Below are 15,745 nucleotides of genomic sequence, written 5' to 3'. Positions count from 1 at the left end.
ATGAGCAGCACCGACAGCCCGTCCGGGTCCGCGTCCCGCCCGCAGACCGGGGACGAGTACCTCGAGAGCCTCCGGGACGGCCGGGAAGTGAGGATCTACGGCGAGAAGGTGCGGGACGTCACGAGCCATGCGGCCTTCCGCAACAACTCCCGCATGGTGGCCCGGCTCTTCGACGCGCTCCACGACCCCGAGCGCAACAGCAAACTGGTCGTCCCCACCGACACCGGCAACGGCGGTTTCACCCACCCCTACTTCAAGGCCCCGTACACCTCCGGCGACCTGCGCGCCGCGGCGCGGGCCATGGAGGAGTGGGCGCGCATGACGTACGGCTGGCTGGGCCGCACCCCCGACTTCAAGGCCGCGTTCCTGTCCACCCTGGGATCGAACAAGGAGCACTACGCGCCGTTCGAGGACAACGCGTCCGCCTGGTACCGCAAGGCGCAGGAGAACGTGCTGTTCATCGGCCACGGCATCGTCAACCCGCCGATCGACCGCAACCGGGGGCTGACCGAGCTCAAGGACGTGATGCTGACGGTGGACCGGGAGACCGACGCCGGCCTCGTGGTGTCCGGCGCCAAGGTCGTCGGCACCGGCGCGGCGCTCACCCAGCACATCTTCATCGGCAGCTACGGGGCCATACCGAAGGGCGCCAAGGAGTTCTCCGCGTACTTCATCGTGCCGACCAACAGCCCCGGCCTGAAGATCATTTCCCGGCCGTCGTACGAGTTCGCCTCGGCCACCGTCAGCAGCCCCTTCGACCAGCCGCTCAGCAGCCGCCTGGACGAGAACGACGGCATCCTCGTCTTCGACCAGGTGCTGATCCCCTGGGAGAACGTCTTCTGCTACGACGTGGACAAGGCGAACAACTTCTTCTACGGGTCCGGCTTCTTCTACCGGGCCATGTTCCACGCCTGCGTCCGCTTCGCCGTGAAGATGGACTTCCTGACCGGTCTGCTCGCCAAGTGCCTGGAGACCACGGGCACCTCGGAGTTCCGCGGGGTGCAGAGCCGGCTCGGCGAGGTCCTCGCCTACCGCAACATGTTCTGGGCCCTGGTCGACTCCATGGCCGAGAACCCCACCAAGTGGCCCGACGGCACCGTCACCCCCAACGGCGAGACCGCGCTGGCCTTCCGCGTCCTGTCCTCGTCCATCTTCCCGAAGGTGCGCGAGATCTTCCTGCGGGACCTCGGCAGCGCGCTGATCTACAACAACTCCCACGCCGCGGACTGGTCCCACCCCGAGGTCCGGCCCTACCTGGACAAGTACGTCCGCGGCCTGGGCGTGGAGGCGATCGACCGGGTGAAGCTGATGAAGCTGGCGTGGGACGCGGTCGGCACCGAGTTCGGGGCCCGCTGGGAGCTGTACGAGATGAACTACGCGGGCAACCACGAGCAGATCCGCTTCGAGGCGCTCCACGCCCAGCAGGCCTCCGGGAAGTTCGACGACTACAAGCAGCTCGTCGACCAGTGCCTGTCGGAGTACGACGAGAACGGCTGGAAGGTCCCGGACCTCGTCGCCCCCAAGGACACCACCGTCATCGGCGCCGGCGCACCGGACACCCGGGCGACCGCCCCCGTCGAGGCCGCGCGGTGAGCAGCCGTCCCCCCGCTCCGGGCGTGCCCGCCGCCCCGCCCGCTGTCCCCGTCCTGCCGGACCAGGCCCATCTCCGGCACGTCCTGGGCCAGTTCGTGACCGGCGTGTGCGCGGTGTCGACCCGCTTCGAGACCCGGTCCGGCGTGCGCCACGACGCCATCGCGGTGAACTCGTTCACCTCGGTCTCCCTCGACCCGCCGCTGGTGTCGATGTACCTGCGCGACGACTCCACCTTCCTGCGGCGCGTGCGCGCGTCCGGCCAGTGGGCCGTGTCGTTCCTCGGCAACCGGGCGCGCTCCCTGGTCGGCGTCCTCACCGCGCCCGCGGCCCGACGCCCGCCGGTGGAGCAGGCCGCCGACTGGGCCGTAGGCCCGCACACCGGCTGTCTGGTCCTGCCGGACGGTCCCGGAACGCTCGAATGCGCCCTGCACCTCACCCAGACACTCGGCGACCACGTCCTCGTCGTCGGACGGGTTCTGGGCGCCGTCGGCCGCGACCACGAGCCCCTGGTCTTCCACCGCGGCACCTTCACCGAGGTCGCACCGGCACCGTGACCGTACGCCGCCGGCCTCCGGCGGCGGACAGGAGAGGAGACCCCATGGCGGGGAAACGCCCGTACGTGGCGGTAGTGGGCGGCGGCATCGGCGGCCTGGCCGTCGCGCTCGGACTGCGCCGGCAGGGCGTCGAGGCGGTCGTCCACGAGCAGGCGCGCGCCCTGTCCCACCAGGGGGCGGGGATCGCGATCGGCGCGAACGGACACCGGGCTCTGCGGGAACTGGGCGTCGCGGAGCGGCTGACCGCCTCGGCCGCCCAGCCGGTGTGCGCCGACTTCCGGCACTGGCGCACGGGCCGGTCCATGGTGTCGCACCGCCTGACGGGCATGTACGAGGAACGCTTCGGCGCCCCCTTCTGGACCGTGGAACGCGCGGCCGTCCAACAGGCCCTGCTCGCCGAACTGGGCCCGCGGCACGTGCGCCTCGGCGCGCGCTGCACCGGCGTGGAGAGGACGGCCGACGGTGCCGTGCTCCGCTTCGAGGACGGCGGCGAGGCGGAAGCCGACGCGGTCGTCGGGGCGGACGGCATCCACTCCGCGGTGCGCCACAGCCTCTTCGGCCCCGACGAGGCCGTGTTCTCGGGCACCAGCGGATACCGCGCGCTGGTCCCCATGGACCGGCTGCGGCACGTTCCCGAACTCGCCGAACCGGTCCTGTGGCTGTGGCTCGGACCGGGCCGGCACTTCATCGCCTACCCGGTGGCCGACGGCAGCGCTCTGAACTTCCTGGCCGTCGTGCCCGACCGCACGTGGACCGTCGAGTCCTGGTCGACGGAGGGCGACGCCGCCGAGCTGCTGGCCGCCTTCGACGGCTGGCACCCGTTCGTCACGGAGGTCCTCGGCGCCTGCGAACGCCCGGGCCGCTGGGCGCTGTACGACCGGGAGCCGCAGCGCACCTGGAGCTCCGGCCCGGTGACACTGCTGGGCGACGCCGCCCACGCGATGCTGCCGCACCACGGACAGGGAGCCAACCAGGCCCTGGAGGACGCGGTGGTCCTCGCCCGCCTCCTGGCGCGGACGGACACCGGCGGTGTGCCCTCGGCCCTGCGCGCCTACGAGCGCCTGCGCCGGCCGCGCACCCGGCTGATCCAGTCGGGCTCCCGCAAGAACGCCGGCTGCTTCCAGCTGCCCGACGGGCCGGAGGCCGAAGCCCGCAACGTCCGGCTGGCCGGCCTGCCCGACGACCTCGCCTGGATCCACGGGCACGACCCCCTCGGCTCCCTCCGCCCGGCCACGGCACCGGCCTGAGCCACGGGCGGAGGGCCCCGACCGCGACGACCATCGACCAACGGTGAGGAACACCATGGCAAGGACCTACTCCTTCGAAGGCAACGTCCCCGTCGTGCATCCCACGGCGTTCGTGCACCCCGACGCCGTACTGATCGGGTCGGTCGACGTCGGACCGGGGTGCTATGTCGGCCCCCTCGCGAGCCTGCGGGGCGACTTCGGGCACATCGAACTCCGGGCGGGCTGCAACGTCCAGGACGGCTGCGTCCTGCACTGCTTCCCGGGCGCCGACACGGTCGTGGAGGAGGACGGGCACGTCGGGCACGGCAGCGTGCTGCACGGCTGCCGGGTGGGCCGGGACAGCCTCATCGGCATGAAGTCCGTGCTGATGGACGGTGTCGTGGTGGGGGCGCAGGCGTTCGTCGGCGCCGGCAGCTTCGTGAAGTCCCGCTTCCAGGTGCCGGAGCGGCACCTGGTGGCGGGCAGCCCGGCCAAGGTGGTGCGCGAGCTCACCACCGACGAGATCACCTGGAAGGGCAACGGAACGGTCCAGTACCGGAAGCTGGCCCAGCGCTGCCTCACCGGTCTGCGCCCGGCGGAGGCCGCCACCGAGCGCGCCACCACGGTGGCCCCCGCCGAGCCCGGCGAGCCCGAGCACGTCACCCTGCACGCGTACCGGTCCCGCTGAAGGAGCACCGTTGAGCAGGTTGCGCTGGCTGACCGCGGGAGAGTCCCACGGCCTGGCACTCGTGGCGACGCTGGAGGGCCTTCCGGCCGGCGTGCCGATCACCACGGAGATGGTCGCGGACCATCTGGCGAGGCGCCGGCTCGGCTATGGGCGCGGTGCCCGGATGAAGTTCGAGCGGGACGAGGTCACCTTCCTCGGCGGTGTCCGCCACGGCCTCACCCTCGGCTCTCCGGTCGCGGTCATGGTGGGCAACACCGAGTGGCCGAAGTGGGAGCAGGTGATGGCGGCCGACCCGGTCGACCCGGAGGTGCTGGCGGGTTCCGCGCGCAACGCGCCGCTGACCCGCCCGCGTCCGGGCCATGCCGATCTGGCGGGCATGCAGAAGTACGGCTTCGACGAGGCCCGTCCGATCCTGGAGCGCGCCTCCGCGCGGGAGACGGCGGCCCGGGTCGCGCTGGGCGCGGTGGCCCGGTCGTACCTGAAGGAGACGGCCGGCATCGAGATCGTCTCCCACGTGGTGGAGCTGGCGGCGGCGAAGGCGCCGTACGGCCTGTACCCGACGCCCGCGGACGTGGAGCGGCTGGACGCGGACCCGGTGCGGTGTCTGGACGCGGACGCGTCGAAGGCGATGGTCGCGGAGATCGACCAGGCGCACAGGGACGGCGACACCCTCGGGGGTGTGGTGGAGGTGCTGGCGTACGGGGTGCCGGTGGGGCTGGGTTCGCACGTGCACTGGGACCGCAGGCTGGACGCGCGGCTGGCGGGCGCGCTGATGGGCATCCAGGCGATCAAGGGCGTGGAGATCGGCGACGGTTTCGAGCTGGCCCGGGTGCCGGGTTCGAAGGCGCACGACGAGATCGTCGGCACGCCGGAGGGCATCCGCCGCGCGACCGGCCGCTCGGGGGGCACCGAGGGCGGTCTGTCCACGGGTGAGCTGCTGCGGGTGCGTGCGGCGATGAAGCCGATCGCGACCGTGCCGCGTGCCCTGCGGACCGTGGACGTGGCCACCGGCGAGGCGACGCAGGCCCACCACCAGCGTTCGGACGTGTGCGCGGTGCCGGCGGCGGGGATCGTCGCGGAGGCGATGGTGGCGCTGGTCCTCGCGGACGCGGTCGCGGAGAAGTTCGGCGGCGACAGTGTCGCCGAGACCCGCCGCAACGTGCGCTCCTACCTCGACCACCTCCCCGTCCGATGAGCGGGCCGCTGGTCGTCCTGGTCGGGCCGATGGGCGTCGGCAAGTCCACCGTCGGGCAGCAACTGGCCGAACAGCTGAAGGTCGCCTACCGGGACACCGACGACGACATCGTCGCCGAGCAGGGCCGCACCATCGCCGACATCTTCGTCGACGAGGGCGAGCCCGCCTTCCGCGCCGTCGAGAAGGCCGCCGTGCACCGCGCGCTCGCCGACCACGACGGCGTCCTGGCGCTCGGCGGCGGCTCGGTCCTGGACGCGGACACCCGCGCCCTGCTGTCCGGGCTGCGGGTGGTCTACCTGTCGATGGACGTCGAGGAAGCCGTACGGCGCACCGGCCTCAACGCGGCCCGCCCGCTGCTCGCGGTCAACCCGCGCCGGCAGTGGCGCGAGCTGATGGAGGCGCGGCGGCACCTGTACGAAGAGGTCGCCACGGCCGTCGTGGCGACGGACGGCCGCACCCCCGACGAGGTCACCCGAGCCGCCCTGGACACGCTGGAGTCGTCTCGGGAGCGGCCCCGCGCGACAGGGCGATGACCGCCTGGCGCGGGGCCGCTCCCCCGCCTCACAGCACTCGCAGGAGCCCCATGGGCTGTTCGACCAGGTCGGCGACGTGACGCAGGAAGCCTCCCGCCGCCCCGCCGTCGCAGACACGGTGGTCGAAGGTGAGGGACAGCTGGCACAGGCTGCGTACGGCCGGCTCGCCGTCGACGACCCAGGGGCGGGGCAGGATGCGGCCCACCCCGAGCATCGCCGCCTCCGGATGGTTGATGATCGGCGTGGAGCCGTCGACGCCGAAGACCCCGTAGTTGTTCAGGGTGAAGGTCCCTCCGGACAGCTCCGCGGGGGTCAGCTTCCCCTCGCGGGCACGGGCGGTGAGGCGGGCGATCTCGGCCGACAGTTCGGGGAGTCTCCTCCGGTCCGCGTCCCTGACCACCGGTACGACCAGGCCGCGTTCGGTCTGCGCGGCGAATCCGAGATGGACCGACGGGAGCCGGACGATCTCCTGACGTTCGGTGTCCACGGTCGCGTTGAGCTCCGGATACCGGGCGAGCGCCGCGACACAGACCCGGGCCAGGAGGGCGAGCAGGGAGATCCTCTCCTCGTCCGGGGCCGCGAGGTGCCGCCGGACCTCCAGGAGCCGGGTGGCGTCCACGTCCACCCAGGTGGTGGCGTCGGGGATCTCCCGGCGGCTGCGCGCCAGTTTGTCCGCGATCGTGCGGCGCCCGCCGCGCAAGGGGATGCGCTCGGCTTGCGGCACCGGGCGCGCTTGCGGCACCGGGCGCGTTTCCGGCACCGGCGTCGGCGCGGGCACGGCCTCCGCCCGGACCGCGTGCACGGGCGACGGTTCCCGGGGCGCCTCGACGTCCCGGCGCAGGACGAGACCGCCGGGCCCGCTGCCCCGGACCGTACGCAGATCGAGGCCGCGTTCCCTGGCCAGCCTGCGCACCAGCGGGGAGATCACCGGGACGGGCCCCGCGCCGGCAGCGGGCGCGGGCGACGGGAGCGCGATCCGTCGCCGGCGGGCCGTGGGCGCGGAGGTCCCGTAGCCGACCAGCACGTTCCCGGAGTGGTCCGCCGGCGCCGGCGCCGCCTCGGCCACCGGTGCCCGCCCGGCACCGATGGACAGCAGCGGCTGCCCCACGTCCAGGCTCTCCCCCTCCCGCCCCCACAGGCGGGTGACCACACCCTCGTACGGGCACGGCACCTCCACCACCGCCTTGGCCGTCTCCACCTCCACGACCGGCTGGTCGACGGAGACGGAGTCACCCTCGGCGACGAGCCACCGTACGATCTCCGCCTCGGTGAGGCCCTCGCCCAGGTCGGGCAGGATGAACTCCCGCGTGGCCGTGGTCGTCGTCATACGCCCTCCCCGGGGACGCCGTCCTGCCATTGGAGTCGCTCGACGGCGTCGAGGATCCGGTCGACGTCCGGAAGATGATGGTGCTCCAGCATGGGCGGCGGGTACGGGATGTCGAACCCGGTGACCCGCAGCACGGGGGCCTCCAGATGGTGGAAGCAGCGCTCGGTGACCCGCGCGGCGATCTCGGCGCCGAAACCGGCGAAGCCCTGGGCCTCGTGGACCACGACGGCCCGGCCGGTGCGCCGGACACTGGCGCACACCGTCTCGTCGTCGAAGGGCACCAGGCTGCGCAGGTCCACGACCTCCAGCTGCCGGCCCTCGGCCGCCGCCGCCTCGGCCGCGTCCAGACAGACGGGCAGGGAGGGGCCGTACGTGATCAGCGTGGCCGAGGAGCCGCTCCGGCGCACCGCGGCCCGGCCCAGGTCGGGCAGGACGGCCGAGCGGTCGAGGTCGCCCTTGGACCAGTACAGCCGCTTGGGCTCCAGGAAGACGACCGGATCGTCCGAGACGATGGCCGCGCGCAGCAGGCCGTACGCGTCCGGGACGGTGGCCGGCGCGACCACGTGGAGACCGGGAGTGTGCGTGTAGTACGCCTCCGAGGCGTCGCTGTGGTGTTCGACGCCGCCGATGCCGCCGCCGTAGGGGATGCGGATGGTGATCGGCATGGGCAGCGCCCCGCGCGTCCGGTTGCGCATCTTGGCGACGTGGCTGACGAGTTGCTCGAACGCGGGGTACGCGAAGGCGTCGAACTGCATCTCCACGACGGGACGCAGCCCGTACATGGCCATGCCGACGGCGGTGCCCAGGATGCCCGCCTCGGCGAGCGGGGTGTCGGTGACCCGGTCGTCCCCGAACTCGGCGGCCAGACCGTCGGTGACGCGGAAGACGCCGCCCAGGGTGCCGATGTCCTCGCCCATCAGGTGGACCCGGTCGTCGTCGGACAGAGCGTCGCGCAGGGCCCGGTTGAGCGCCCCCGACAGGGTCACCTGTTCCACGGCCGGCCCGGTTCCCGCGGCGGTGACGGTGTCCACGGCGGCTGTCATCGTCCGGCCTCCCCTGCACCGCCCGCCGCCACCGCGGCCAACTCCGCGGCGAGCAGCGCGCGCTGCTCGTCGAGTTGCGGGGTGCGCCGGGCGTAGACGTGCTCGAACAGGTCGAGGGCGTCGGGGGACGGGTCCGCGGAGAGGCGGGCACGCAGGTCCGCGGCCATCTCCTCCGCGTCCCGCCGGACGCGGTCGACCCCGGCGTCGTCCAGCAGCCCACGGTCCCGCAGATGCCGTTCCATGCGGTCGACGGGATCCCGGCGACGCCAGAACTCCACCTCGGCCGCGTCGCGGTAACGGGTCGCGTCGTCGGCGTTGGTGTGCGCGTCGAGGCGGTACGTCACCGCCTCGACGAGTGTCGGCCCCCCGCCCTCGCGGGCGCGCCCCGCGGCCTGCCGCACGGTCCGGTAGACGGCCGCGGCATCGTTCCCGTCGACCAGCACGCCCGGCATGCCGTAGCCGATCGCCTTGTGGGCGAGGCTGGGCGCGGCGGACTGCCTGGCGATCGGGACGGAGATCGCGTAACCGTTGTTCTGCACCAGGAACACCACGGGGGCGCGGCTGACGGCCGCGAAGTTCAGCGCCTCGTGGAAGTCGCCCTCGCTGGTGCCTCCGTCCCCGGTCATCGCCAGGACGACCAGGTCGTCCCCGCGGAGTGCGGCGGCGCGGCCCAGGCCCACCGCGTGCAGGGTCTGGGTGGCCAGCGGGGTGCACAGGGGCGCGACGCGCCGGGCCGTGGGGTCGTACCCGTTGTGCCAGTCCCCGCGCAGCAGGGTCAGCACCTCCACGGGGTCGACGCCCCGCACCAGCAGGGCCAGGGTGTCCCGGTAGGTGGGGAAGATCCAGTCCTGGCGGTCGAGGGCCAGGACGGCACCCACCTCGCAGGCCTCCTGCCCCGTGGTCGACGGGTAGACGGCCAGTCTGCCCTGCTTGGTCAGCGCCGTCGCCTGCGTGTTGTAGCGACGCCCCCATACCAGCTGCCGGTACAGCTCCAGCAGGACCGAGTCGTCCAGCGCCCGGGTGCCGGACGGGCCGTCGATGAGGCTCAGGGGTTCGGAGGCGGGCAGCAGGGCCGTCACGCCGTCCTCGGCGACGCCCGGCGGATCGAGAACTGTCATGGGGATGAGACTCCTTCCGGCCGCGTGGAAGGGGCCGGGGCTCCCGGGCGCACGCCCGTGGCCGGGAGCCGGCGACCCCGCACCAGCATTCGCGCCGGGCGGTGGCGACGGCAGTCGGCCGATACGGCTAGTACCTCGTCCCTACTCCCAACAGGCGACTACCGGGCCCTTTTCACGGACTTCACGCTGAAGGCACTCCCGCGGCTCCGCATGACCGCGGCCTTCCCCACCAGGAGGCATGTTCATGAGCAGCTCAGCCACCTCCCGGCTCGTCGTCGGCGACCGGTTCCGCGACTTCGCCGAGGCCGTCGGCGCCGACACGTTCTCGCGGCTCGCCCGCTCGCTCGACGCGGGCGACCTGGACACCGTCGAGGGGCCGGTGCGCGTGGTCACCGGCCAGGGCGTCGGGGAGTTCGAGATCTCCTACCTCCAGGACGCCATCAGCCGGCGGCGGCTGGACGACCGGATCGTGCTGGTGCACTCCGCGGGACAGCCCGCCCGCCGCCAGGAACTGCACAAGGCCCGCGAGGACAACGTGCTGGTCGCCGGGCTCACACAGGTCGACGACCTCACCTACGAGGCCTCCTTGAGGCTGCACGACCACAACGAACTGCTCGTCGACGTCCAGGACCGGGTGCACGTGCAGGGCATGGTGGCCGTCGAGGCGGCCCGCCAGATGTTCGTCGCGGTGGTGGAGCGCTACTTCACGGCACGCTGGCCGCAGCAGCGCTACTACATCGTCCTCAACTCCATGAACACCACGTTCTCCAACTTCCTCTTCCCCGTGGGCGCCACCGTGCGGCTGACGGTGGACGAGTCGGAGGTGTCGGAGCCCAGCCGGCTCACGTTCCGTGCGACGGTGGAGGTGGAGCAGGCCGGGCGGACCGCCGCCGCCGTCACCGTCGACGCGGCCGCGTTCGCCCCCGGGCTGCTGGAGGAGAAGGAACTGCGGCGGGCCAAGAGCGCGGTGGCGAGCACGATGGACGCCGCGCTGGCCACCGCGTGACATGAGGACGCCGACACCGGACATCCAGGCGTTTCCCGCACCGGGACGACTCCCCTGCCCGGAGCGGCGGTTCGCCTATCTGGGCCCGGAAGGCACCTTCACCGAGCTGGCCCTGCGGTCCCTCCCGGAGGCCGCGGGCTCCCGGCTGTCACCGGCCGCCACAGCCGCCGAGGCCCTCACGCTGGTGTGCCGGGGTGCCGTGGACGCGGCCATGCTGCCCGTGGACAACACGGTGGCCGGGTTGGTGGCGGACACGGTGCGCGCCCTCGCCGAGTCACCCGCGCTGACCGTGCTCAGGGAGGTGGTGCTCGCCGTCGAGTTCGCCCTCCTGGTCCGCCCCGGCACGCGGCTCGCGCAGATCCGCACGGTGAGCGGCCATCCGCACGCCGGGGCGCAGGTCGGCGGATGGCTCGGCAGGCGGATGCCACGGGCGCGCTGGACGCCGGCGCCGTCCAACGCCGAGGCCGCGCGCCGGGTCCGGGACCGGGAGTGCGACGCCGCGGTGGCCGGGGACTTCACCGCCGCGCACTACGGCCTTCGGATCCTGGTCACCGGGATACAGGACACCGCCGGCGCGGCCACCCGGTTCCTGCTGTGCGCGCGTCCCGGCGGGCGGAGCGGCCCGCGGCCCGCCGCCGACCGCACCTCGCTGGTCGGGCGTCTCCCGGGCCGGCCCGAGGAGCTCGGCGGGCTGCTCGACGGCCTGCGGCGCCACCCCTTCCTGCGGTCCGTGTCCCTGCGGACCGTGTCCGACGGGCGCGGCGGATCGGTCCTGTTCGCCGACTGCCCGGGCGGCGCCGAACAGGCCGCGGCCGAGCGCGCCGCCGGCCTGCTGCGCCTGCGGGTGCCCGCGCTGAGATCCCTGGGGTCGTACCCCTCGACGACCCATGTCCCGTCGTACGAACGGAGCGAGACGATGCACACCGAGATCACCGGCGAAGCCGGCGGCTCCGCGGACACCGCGTCCGGGGACATCGCCCGGCTGCGCGAACAGATCGACGCCCTGGACCGCTTCCTCATCGGCACGCTCAAGGAACGGCTGGAGACGTCCCGGGAGATCCAGCGGATCCGTACCGGAAGCGGCGGCTCCCAGGTCGACTCCGGGCGGGAGCTCTCCGTACGGGGCAGGTACGCCGAGGAGTTGGGGGAAGGCGGAGCGGGCGTCGCCGAGGCGCTGCTGGAGCTGTGCCGGGGGCGGGCACCGCGGTGAACCCGCCACCGACGACGACGTCGTCGCCCCGCCTCCGTCGCGGCCGTGAGGACGTCCTCGCGGCCGCGACGGCCTTGTTCCACGAGCGGGGCTACGACGCGACGAGCATGAGCGACATCGCCGCGCGCCTCGGCTTCACCAAGGCGGCGCTGTACCGGCACGTGAAGGGCAAGGCCGAACTGCGGCGGGCGATCACGCGGCCGGTCCGCGCGGACGTGCGGGCGTTGCTCGCCGTGAACGCCGCCGGGGCGGGCCGGCCCGTCGACCGGCTCGTCGCGCTGCTGCACGGGGTGGCCGGTGTCGCAGCGGCCCACCCGGGCCGGTCCGCCCTCTTCTGGGGACCGGACGGCGAGCCGGGCCCGCGCGCCCCCGACACCGTGTGCCGTGCAGCGGTGGTCCGGCGGCTGACGGAACTGCTGGAGCGTGCCGTCGAGCGCGGCGACATACGCGGCGGCATCGCTCCCCACCTGGCCGCGCGACTGCTCGTCGGCGCCGTCACCGGGCCGGGCACGCCGGTGTCGCCGTCGGCCGTGGACGTCCTGCTCGACGGGCCGGTGCGGCTTCTGACCGGCGGGGGGAGCTGAGCGCCGCCCGGCTGCCCGTCGGAGCGGTCGTCGGTGCCGGGCCGGGCACGCCGACGTCACCGTCGGTCGCGGACGTCCTGCTCGGCGGAGCGGGCCGGGGGCGCTGACCGGGTCAGTGCGCAGCGGACGGCGTGGCGCAGCCATACGTGGACGGGCTCGGTCTCACGGCGGGGGTGCCAGGCCTGGCAGATGGTGACGGGCTCGGTCTCCACCGGAAGGTCGAACAGCTCGATGCCCACGCACTCCCGCGCGCCGGCGGCGAGCGAGTGGGGCATCGCGGTCACCAGGTCGCTCGACGCGATCATCAGCAACGCCTCGCCGTGGTTCGGCACGGAGGCGATGACGTCCCGGCGCAGACCGCGCGCGTGCAGCGCCCCGTCGATCGGGCCCGTCATCAGGCCCTTGCGGGAGACGCTGACGTGCCGTGCGGAGGCGAACGCCGCCGCGCTCACGGCCGTGGCCAGCAGAGGATGTCCTGATCGCGCCACTCCCACGAACCGGTCCTCGAAGAGCGGTTCGATGCGCAGTTCCGGGCTGCACTCGTCGATGACGCCCACCTCGATGTCCACGGCACCCTCCCGCAGGGGCGCGCTGCCGTGGGTGCTCTCCACCGTGAACGTGAACCGGGCGAGCGGCACCTCCGTGCTCGCCCGGTTCAGCAGCGCCGGGGCCAGCACCGCCGCGTAGGCCTCGTCCGCGACGATGGTCAGGGTCCTGCTGACCTGGGTGAGGTCCTCCTGCCGGCTCGGGGCGAGGACGGCCTCGGCCTCCCGCATCAGGGCCCGCACCTTCGGCTGGAGCTCCAGCGCCCGCGGCGTGGGAACCAGCCCCCGCCCGGCGCGCACCAGCACGGGGTCGCCGAGAGCGCGACGGATCCTGGACAGGGCCCGGCTCATGGCGGGCGGGGACAGCGCCAGCCGCTCCGCCGCCCCGGTGACGCTGCCCTCCTGGAGCAGCGCGTCCAGGGCGGGCAGCAGCCGCAGGTCCACGTGCGGCGCCAGGGCGCCGGGCAGCTCGTGGGCCCAGTCACCGTCCTGTCCGGGGTCGTCGACGCCGGTTCCGCTCAAGGCTGCTCCTGGGAAGTGGTCCGCTCCGCTGCATGGGGACGCAGCCACGCTATGACCAGGAGCGCCGCCAGGAGCAACAGCAGGGCGATCCACCGCAACGACTCGGCCATCCCCGTGGTGTCCTTGACGTTCATCGGGTACTGGCCGTCGAGACAGAACACCGGGTACGTGGCGACGAAGGACACGACGATGCCGAGGGTCCCGGCGCGCATTCCGGGACGGCGGAATACCCGGGGGTCCAGCAAAGGCTGCTCCTGGCGGAGTTCGTACCGGCGGAAAACCGCGAGAAAACCGCGCCGACGGCAAACCCGAGCAGTACGCCGGGGGACGTCCAGCCGAGTTCGGCCCCCTCGATGACGCTGCACAGCACACCGAAGACCGCGATCACGAGGAGCAGAACCCGGCCCGCGCCCAGCGAGCGCTGATGGCGTTCGACCCGCGGCAGGGACTTCGCCGCCACGACGATTCCGAATGCGGCGAGGGGAGCGGCGACCGCGAACAGGGCCTGCCGGTCGAAGAACTGGAGGACGGCGCCGCCCACGATAATGCCCGCCCCCCGCCGCCGCTCAACGCGGTCCACAGCGCGACGCCGTGACCGGCGACGGAGACGTAGCCGTTGGCGGGATCGCGGACGTGATCGAGGTGGGGAAGGGCTAAGGCCGCGCATGTCACGGTGTCGTCCGCGTGCACCAGCGCACCGCTGCGCAGCCGTTGCTCGGCAGCCCGGACGGCGTCGAGGTGGAAGTCGGCCCAGCCGTCCTCACCCGCGACCAGCAGCGAGTGGACGCCGTGGAACAGCCGAAGCTGCTCGACATCATCAGAAAGTGCGGCGACGATATGGTCGAGCACCGCTCGAAACTGTGGGGAAAACAGGGTGAAAAACATTCTACTACGTCCTCCCCGTGGGGTCACCGGACGGTTTCGCGGGGTAAGCGGGCGCCCTGGACCGACCCTACGGAAATCCCTGGATGGGAAATTCGGAAAACCTCCACATTGATTGCGACGAGTGGCTGGATGATCAGGTCGACACTTACGAGAAAACACACTGTGCCGATTCCGAAAGGCCCGCCCATAAGGAAATCTGGAGATCATCAGGGAGGCCTCGACGAGTCCTTTCGACGCCGCCGCCCAGCAGGGCCAGCGCCACCTGCCCGCCTTCGAGTTCCACTTTATTGATCGTTCGACATTCAATCCAGTGCGATGTACGCAACATGCATTCACTTGGAGTGGAATCGCGGCGTCCGGCCGCACGGCGAGAGAAGTTCAGAACACAATCTTTACCTGTGAAGTAACGCACGTTTGCCCCAGGGTTTTCGCTCCCGCCCATATACTGCTTGCGCGACGAGCAATCGTTGAATATGCGGCGGCGTGGGCAATGGCGCTTGCGTGCACGTCTTGATGAGTGATGGTCATGCATGACAGGGGGAAGTACATGTCTCACGCATCCCGTCCGACGCTCGAAGGATTAGTGACCACTCTCGACTCCGAGCAGGTGTCAGGTCGCGTGGCGACCAGAACGGTCTCGGCACTCACTCCGCGGGAGCGTCAGGTCCTGAACGGGATCAAGGAGGGGAACTCCAACAGGATGGTCGCCCGATTGCTCGGTATTTCCGAGCGCACGGTCAAGGTCCATCTGCACTCGATTTTCATCAAGCTGGGCGCGGCATCACGTACCGAAGCGGTTATCGAGGGAATAAGGAGCGGATGCATCAGCCTGCACTGACCCTCTTACGCGAGTGGCCCCCGACGGAAAACGCCGGGGGCCACTCGTTGAGGTCGGCGCGAGGTCAGGAATGCTGGTTCGACGACTCGCGGGCGAGCCCGAGGACGAGGCGGGCCGTGGTGTCCACCAGTTCCCTGTCGATCGGGGAACCGAACACGAGCACGCGGTAGTACAACGGACCGAGCAGCAGATCCACGAGGTGGTCGAGCGTGCGGCCGTCGACGACGAGATCCTGGTCGCGGGCGAGCAGGTGGCGCAGGCCGGCCACGTCACGCTCCCGCTGCTCCCGCAGGAACCCCGACCGCAGCGACGCGGCCGTCTCGCTGTCCAGTTGGGCGTGACCGAGGAGGGCCAGCAGCACCTGGCCGGCCGGCTCGTCGAAGAAGTCGGCCACGCGCCGCAGGTGGGAGGTGAGGATCTCCTCGACGCTGCCGTCCTCGTCCACGCGCCACTCCAGGGCCTCGCGGGCGTCGTCGGTGAGGGTGTCGAGGAGGATGTCGACCTTCGACTTCCACCAGCGGTAGATCGTCTGCTTGGCCACGCCCGCGCGCTGGGCGATGCCCTCGATGGTCAGGGCCGCGAAGCCCCGCTCGACCAGCAGGTCGTCCGCGGCGTTCAGCACCGCGAGCCGGACGCTCTCACTGCGGCGTGGGCCGGTTCGGCTGATGACCGTGCTCGTCTCAGAGGCAGGTTGTGGTTTCCGCGTGGCGCTGATGGTTCCGCCGACCCTTCGCATCGTGTCCGTCGCTGTGATTCTGGCACAGCGGGGTGCGCCCCCCCCCCGGGGGGGGGCGGCCCCCCCCCCCCGGCCCGGCCCGCCGGCCCCCCCCCCCCGGGGCCGGCCCCCCCCGCGGGCCCGCGCCCCCCCCCCCCGCCAC

General features: G+C 72.4%; 17 protein-coding genes. 10 read left to right on the top strand and 7 right to left on the bottom strand.

Annotated features, from left to right (window positions below; translation table 11 throughout):
- The 6 genes from ACZ3KJ_RS23135 to ACZ3KJ_RS23110 are packed head-to-tail and all read left to right on the top strand — an operon-like array spanning position 1 to position 5,789.
- Complete coding sequence (locus ACZ3KJ_RS23135) at positions 1-1,593, top strand: 4-hydroxyphenylacetate 3-hydroxylase family protein (RefSeq protein WP_467529596.1); 1,593 nt, start codon at positions 1-3, stop codon at positions 1,591-1,593.
- Entirely contained in the window at positions 1,590-2,147 is a 558-nt protein-coding gene (locus ACZ3KJ_RS23130; protein ID WP_467529594.1) for a flavin reductase family protein, read from the top strand. Before ACZ3KJ_RS23135 ends, ACZ3KJ_RS23130 begins: the two co-directional genes overlap by 4 nt.
- A gap of 44 nt (positions 2,148-2,191) precedes the next feature.
- On the top strand, positions 2,192-3,394 hold the full coding sequence (locus ACZ3KJ_RS23125; RefSeq protein ID WP_467529592.1) for an FAD-dependent monooxygenase: 1,203 nt from the start codon (positions 2,192-2,194) through the stop codon (positions 3,392-3,394).
- Between the two features lie 55 nt (positions 3,395-3,449).
- Entirely contained in the window at positions 3,450-4,061 is a 612-nt protein-coding gene (locus ACZ3KJ_RS23120) for an acyltransferase (RefSeq protein WP_467529590.1), read from the top strand.
- Between the two features lie 10 nt (positions 4,062-4,071).
- Positions 4,072-5,256, top strand: a complete 1,185-nt coding sequence (aroC, locus tag ACZ3KJ_RS23115) for a chorismate synthase (protein WP_467529589.1) — start codon at positions 4,072-4,074, stop codon at positions 5,254-5,256.
- Positions 5,253-5,789 (top strand): shikimate kinase, encoded by a 537-nt coding sequence (locus ACZ3KJ_RS23110; protein WP_467529587.1) that lies wholly within the window; start codon positions 5,253-5,255, stop codon positions 5,787-5,789. Before aroC ends, ACZ3KJ_RS23110 begins: the two co-directional genes overlap by 4 nt.
- A gap of 28 nt (positions 5,790-5,817) precedes the next feature.
- Here ACZ3KJ_RS23110 and ACZ3KJ_RS23105 read toward each other — a convergent pair whose 3' ends face one another.
- From ACZ3KJ_RS23105 to pdhA, 3 genes are read right to left on the bottom strand one after another with little or no spacing between them, the layout of a single operon-like run.
- Positions 5,818-7,116 carry a dihydrolipoamide acetyltransferase family protein gene (locus ACZ3KJ_RS23105; protein ID WP_467529585.1) on the bottom strand — a complete coding sequence of 433 codons (1,299 nt, stop codon included), beginning with the start codon at positions 7,114-7,116 and terminating at the stop codon, positions 5,818-5,820.
- Positions 7,113-8,159, bottom strand: a complete 1,047-nt coding sequence (locus ACZ3KJ_RS23100) for an alpha-ketoacid dehydrogenase subunit beta (protein ID WP_467529584.1) — start codon at positions 8,157-8,159, stop codon at positions 7,113-7,115. Before ACZ3KJ_RS23100 ends, ACZ3KJ_RS23105 begins: the two co-directional genes overlap by 4 nt.
- Positions 8,156-9,277, bottom strand: coding sequence for a pyruvate dehydrogenase (acetyl-transferring) E1 component subunit alpha (gene pdhA, locus ACZ3KJ_RS23095; protein WP_467529582.1), 1,122 nt, complete (start codon positions 9,275-9,277; stop codon positions 8,156-8,158). Before pdhA ends, ACZ3KJ_RS23100 begins: the two co-directional genes overlap by 4 nt.
- Before the next feature lie 244 nt (positions 9,278-9,521).
- Here pdhA and ACZ3KJ_RS23090 point away from each other — a divergent pair, with 244 nt between their 5' ends.
- The 3 genes from ACZ3KJ_RS23090 to ACZ3KJ_RS23080 are packed head-to-tail and all read left to right on the top strand — an operon-like array spanning position 9,522 to position 12,077.
- A complete protein-coding gene (locus tag ACZ3KJ_RS23090) occupies positions 9,522-10,283 on the top strand; it encodes an AfsA-related hotdog domain-containing protein (protein ID WP_467529580.1) in 762 nt (253 codons plus the stop codon).
- Position 10,284: 1 nt separating this feature from the next.
- On the top strand, positions 10,285-11,493 hold the full coding sequence (locus ACZ3KJ_RS23085) for a chorismate mutase (protein ID WP_467529578.1): 1,209 nt from the start codon (positions 10,285-10,287) through the stop codon (positions 11,491-11,493).
- Positions 11,469-12,077: a TetR/AcrR family transcriptional regulator gene (locus ACZ3KJ_RS23080; protein WP_467529576.1), complete on the top strand. Its 609-nt coding sequence runs from the start codon at positions 11,469-11,471 to the stop codon at positions 12,075-12,077. Before ACZ3KJ_RS23085 ends, ACZ3KJ_RS23080 begins: the two co-directional genes overlap by 25 nt.
- A 56-nt stretch (positions 12,078-12,133) precedes the next feature.
- Here ACZ3KJ_RS23080 and ACZ3KJ_RS23075 read toward each other — a convergent pair whose 3' ends face one another.
- The 3 genes from ACZ3KJ_RS23075 to ACZ3KJ_RS23065 form a co-directional block, all read right to left on the bottom strand.
- Complete coding sequence (locus ACZ3KJ_RS23075; protein WP_467529574.1) at positions 12,134-13,144, bottom strand: LysR family transcriptional regulator; 1,011 nt, start codon at positions 13,142-13,144, stop codon at positions 12,134-12,136.
- Entirely contained in the window at positions 13,141-13,356 is a 216-nt protein-coding gene (locus ACZ3KJ_RS23070) for a hypothetical protein (RefSeq protein ID WP_467529572.1), read from the bottom strand. Before ACZ3KJ_RS23070 ends, ACZ3KJ_RS23075 begins: the two co-directional genes overlap by 4 nt.
- Positions 13,357-13,528: 172 nt before the next feature.
- Positions 13,529-14,029 (bottom strand): hypothetical protein, encoded by a 501-nt coding sequence (locus tag ACZ3KJ_RS23065; protein ID WP_467529570.1) that lies wholly within the window; start codon positions 14,027-14,029, stop codon positions 13,529-13,531.
- 583 nt (positions 14,030-14,612) lie between these two features.
- On the opposite strand from ACZ3KJ_RS23065, the gene ACZ3KJ_RS23060 reads away from it, so the two are divergent.
- Entirely contained in the window at positions 14,613-14,867 is a 255-nt protein-coding gene (locus tag ACZ3KJ_RS23060; RefSeq protein ID WP_467529569.1) for a response regulator transcription factor, read from the top strand.
- Positions 14,868-14,931: 64 nt separating this feature from the next.
- Here ACZ3KJ_RS23060 and ACZ3KJ_RS23055 read toward each other — a convergent pair whose 3' ends face one another.
- On the bottom strand, positions 14,932-15,489 hold the full coding sequence (locus ACZ3KJ_RS23055) for a TetR/AcrR family transcriptional regulator (RefSeq protein ID WP_467529568.1): 558 nt from the start codon (positions 15,487-15,489) through the stop codon (positions 14,932-14,934).
- Positions 15,490-15,745 lie beyond the last annotated feature (256 nt).

The organism is Streptomyces sp. NPDC003248 (assembly GCF_055563235.1).
This window is presented reverse-complemented; position numbering and strand designations above follow the sequence as displayed.

Coding starts and splice junctions, on each gene's coding strand:
- ACZ3KJ_RS23135 (WP_467529596.1), top strand. CDS start 1: ATGAGCAGCACCGACAGCCCGTCCGGGTCCGCGTCCCGCCCGCAGACC.
- ACZ3KJ_RS23125 (WP_467529592.1), top strand. CDS start 2,192: ATGGCGGGGAAACGCCCGTACGTGGCGGTAGTGGGCGGCGGCATCGGC.
- ACZ3KJ_RS23120 (WP_467529590.1), top strand. CDS start 3,450: ATGGCAAGGACCTACTCCTTCGAAGGCAACGTCCCCGTCGTGCATCCC.
- ACZ3KJ_RS23110 (WP_467529587.1), top strand. CDS start 5,253: ATGAGCGGGCCGCTGGTCGTCCTGGTCGGGCCGATGGGCGTCGGCAAG.
- ACZ3KJ_RS23105 (WP_467529585.1), bottom strand. CDS start 7,116: ATGACGACGACCACGGCCACGCGGGAGTTCATCCTGCCCGACCTGGGC.
- ACZ3KJ_RS23100 (WP_467529584.1), bottom strand. CDS start 8,159: ATGACAGCCGCCGTGGACACCGTCACCGCCGCGGGAACCGGGCCGGCC.
- pdhA (WP_467529582.1), bottom strand. CDS start 9,277: ATGACAGTTCTCGATCCGCCGGGCGTCGCCGAGGACGGCGTGACGGCC.
- ACZ3KJ_RS23090 (WP_467529580.1), top strand. CDS start 9,522: ATGAGCAGCTCAGCCACCTCCCGGCTCGTCGTCGGCGACCGGTTCCGC.
- ACZ3KJ_RS23085 (WP_467529578.1), top strand. CDS start 10,285: ATGAGGACGCCGACACCGGACATCCAGGCGTTTCCCGCACCGGGACGA.
- ACZ3KJ_RS23070 (WP_467529572.1), bottom strand. CDS start 13,356: ATGCGCGCCGGGACCCTCGGCATCGTCGTGTCCTTCGTCGCCACGTAC.
- ACZ3KJ_RS23065 (WP_467529570.1), bottom strand. CDS start 14,029: ATGTTTTTCACCCTGTTTTCCCCACAGTTTCGAGCGGTGCTCGACCAT.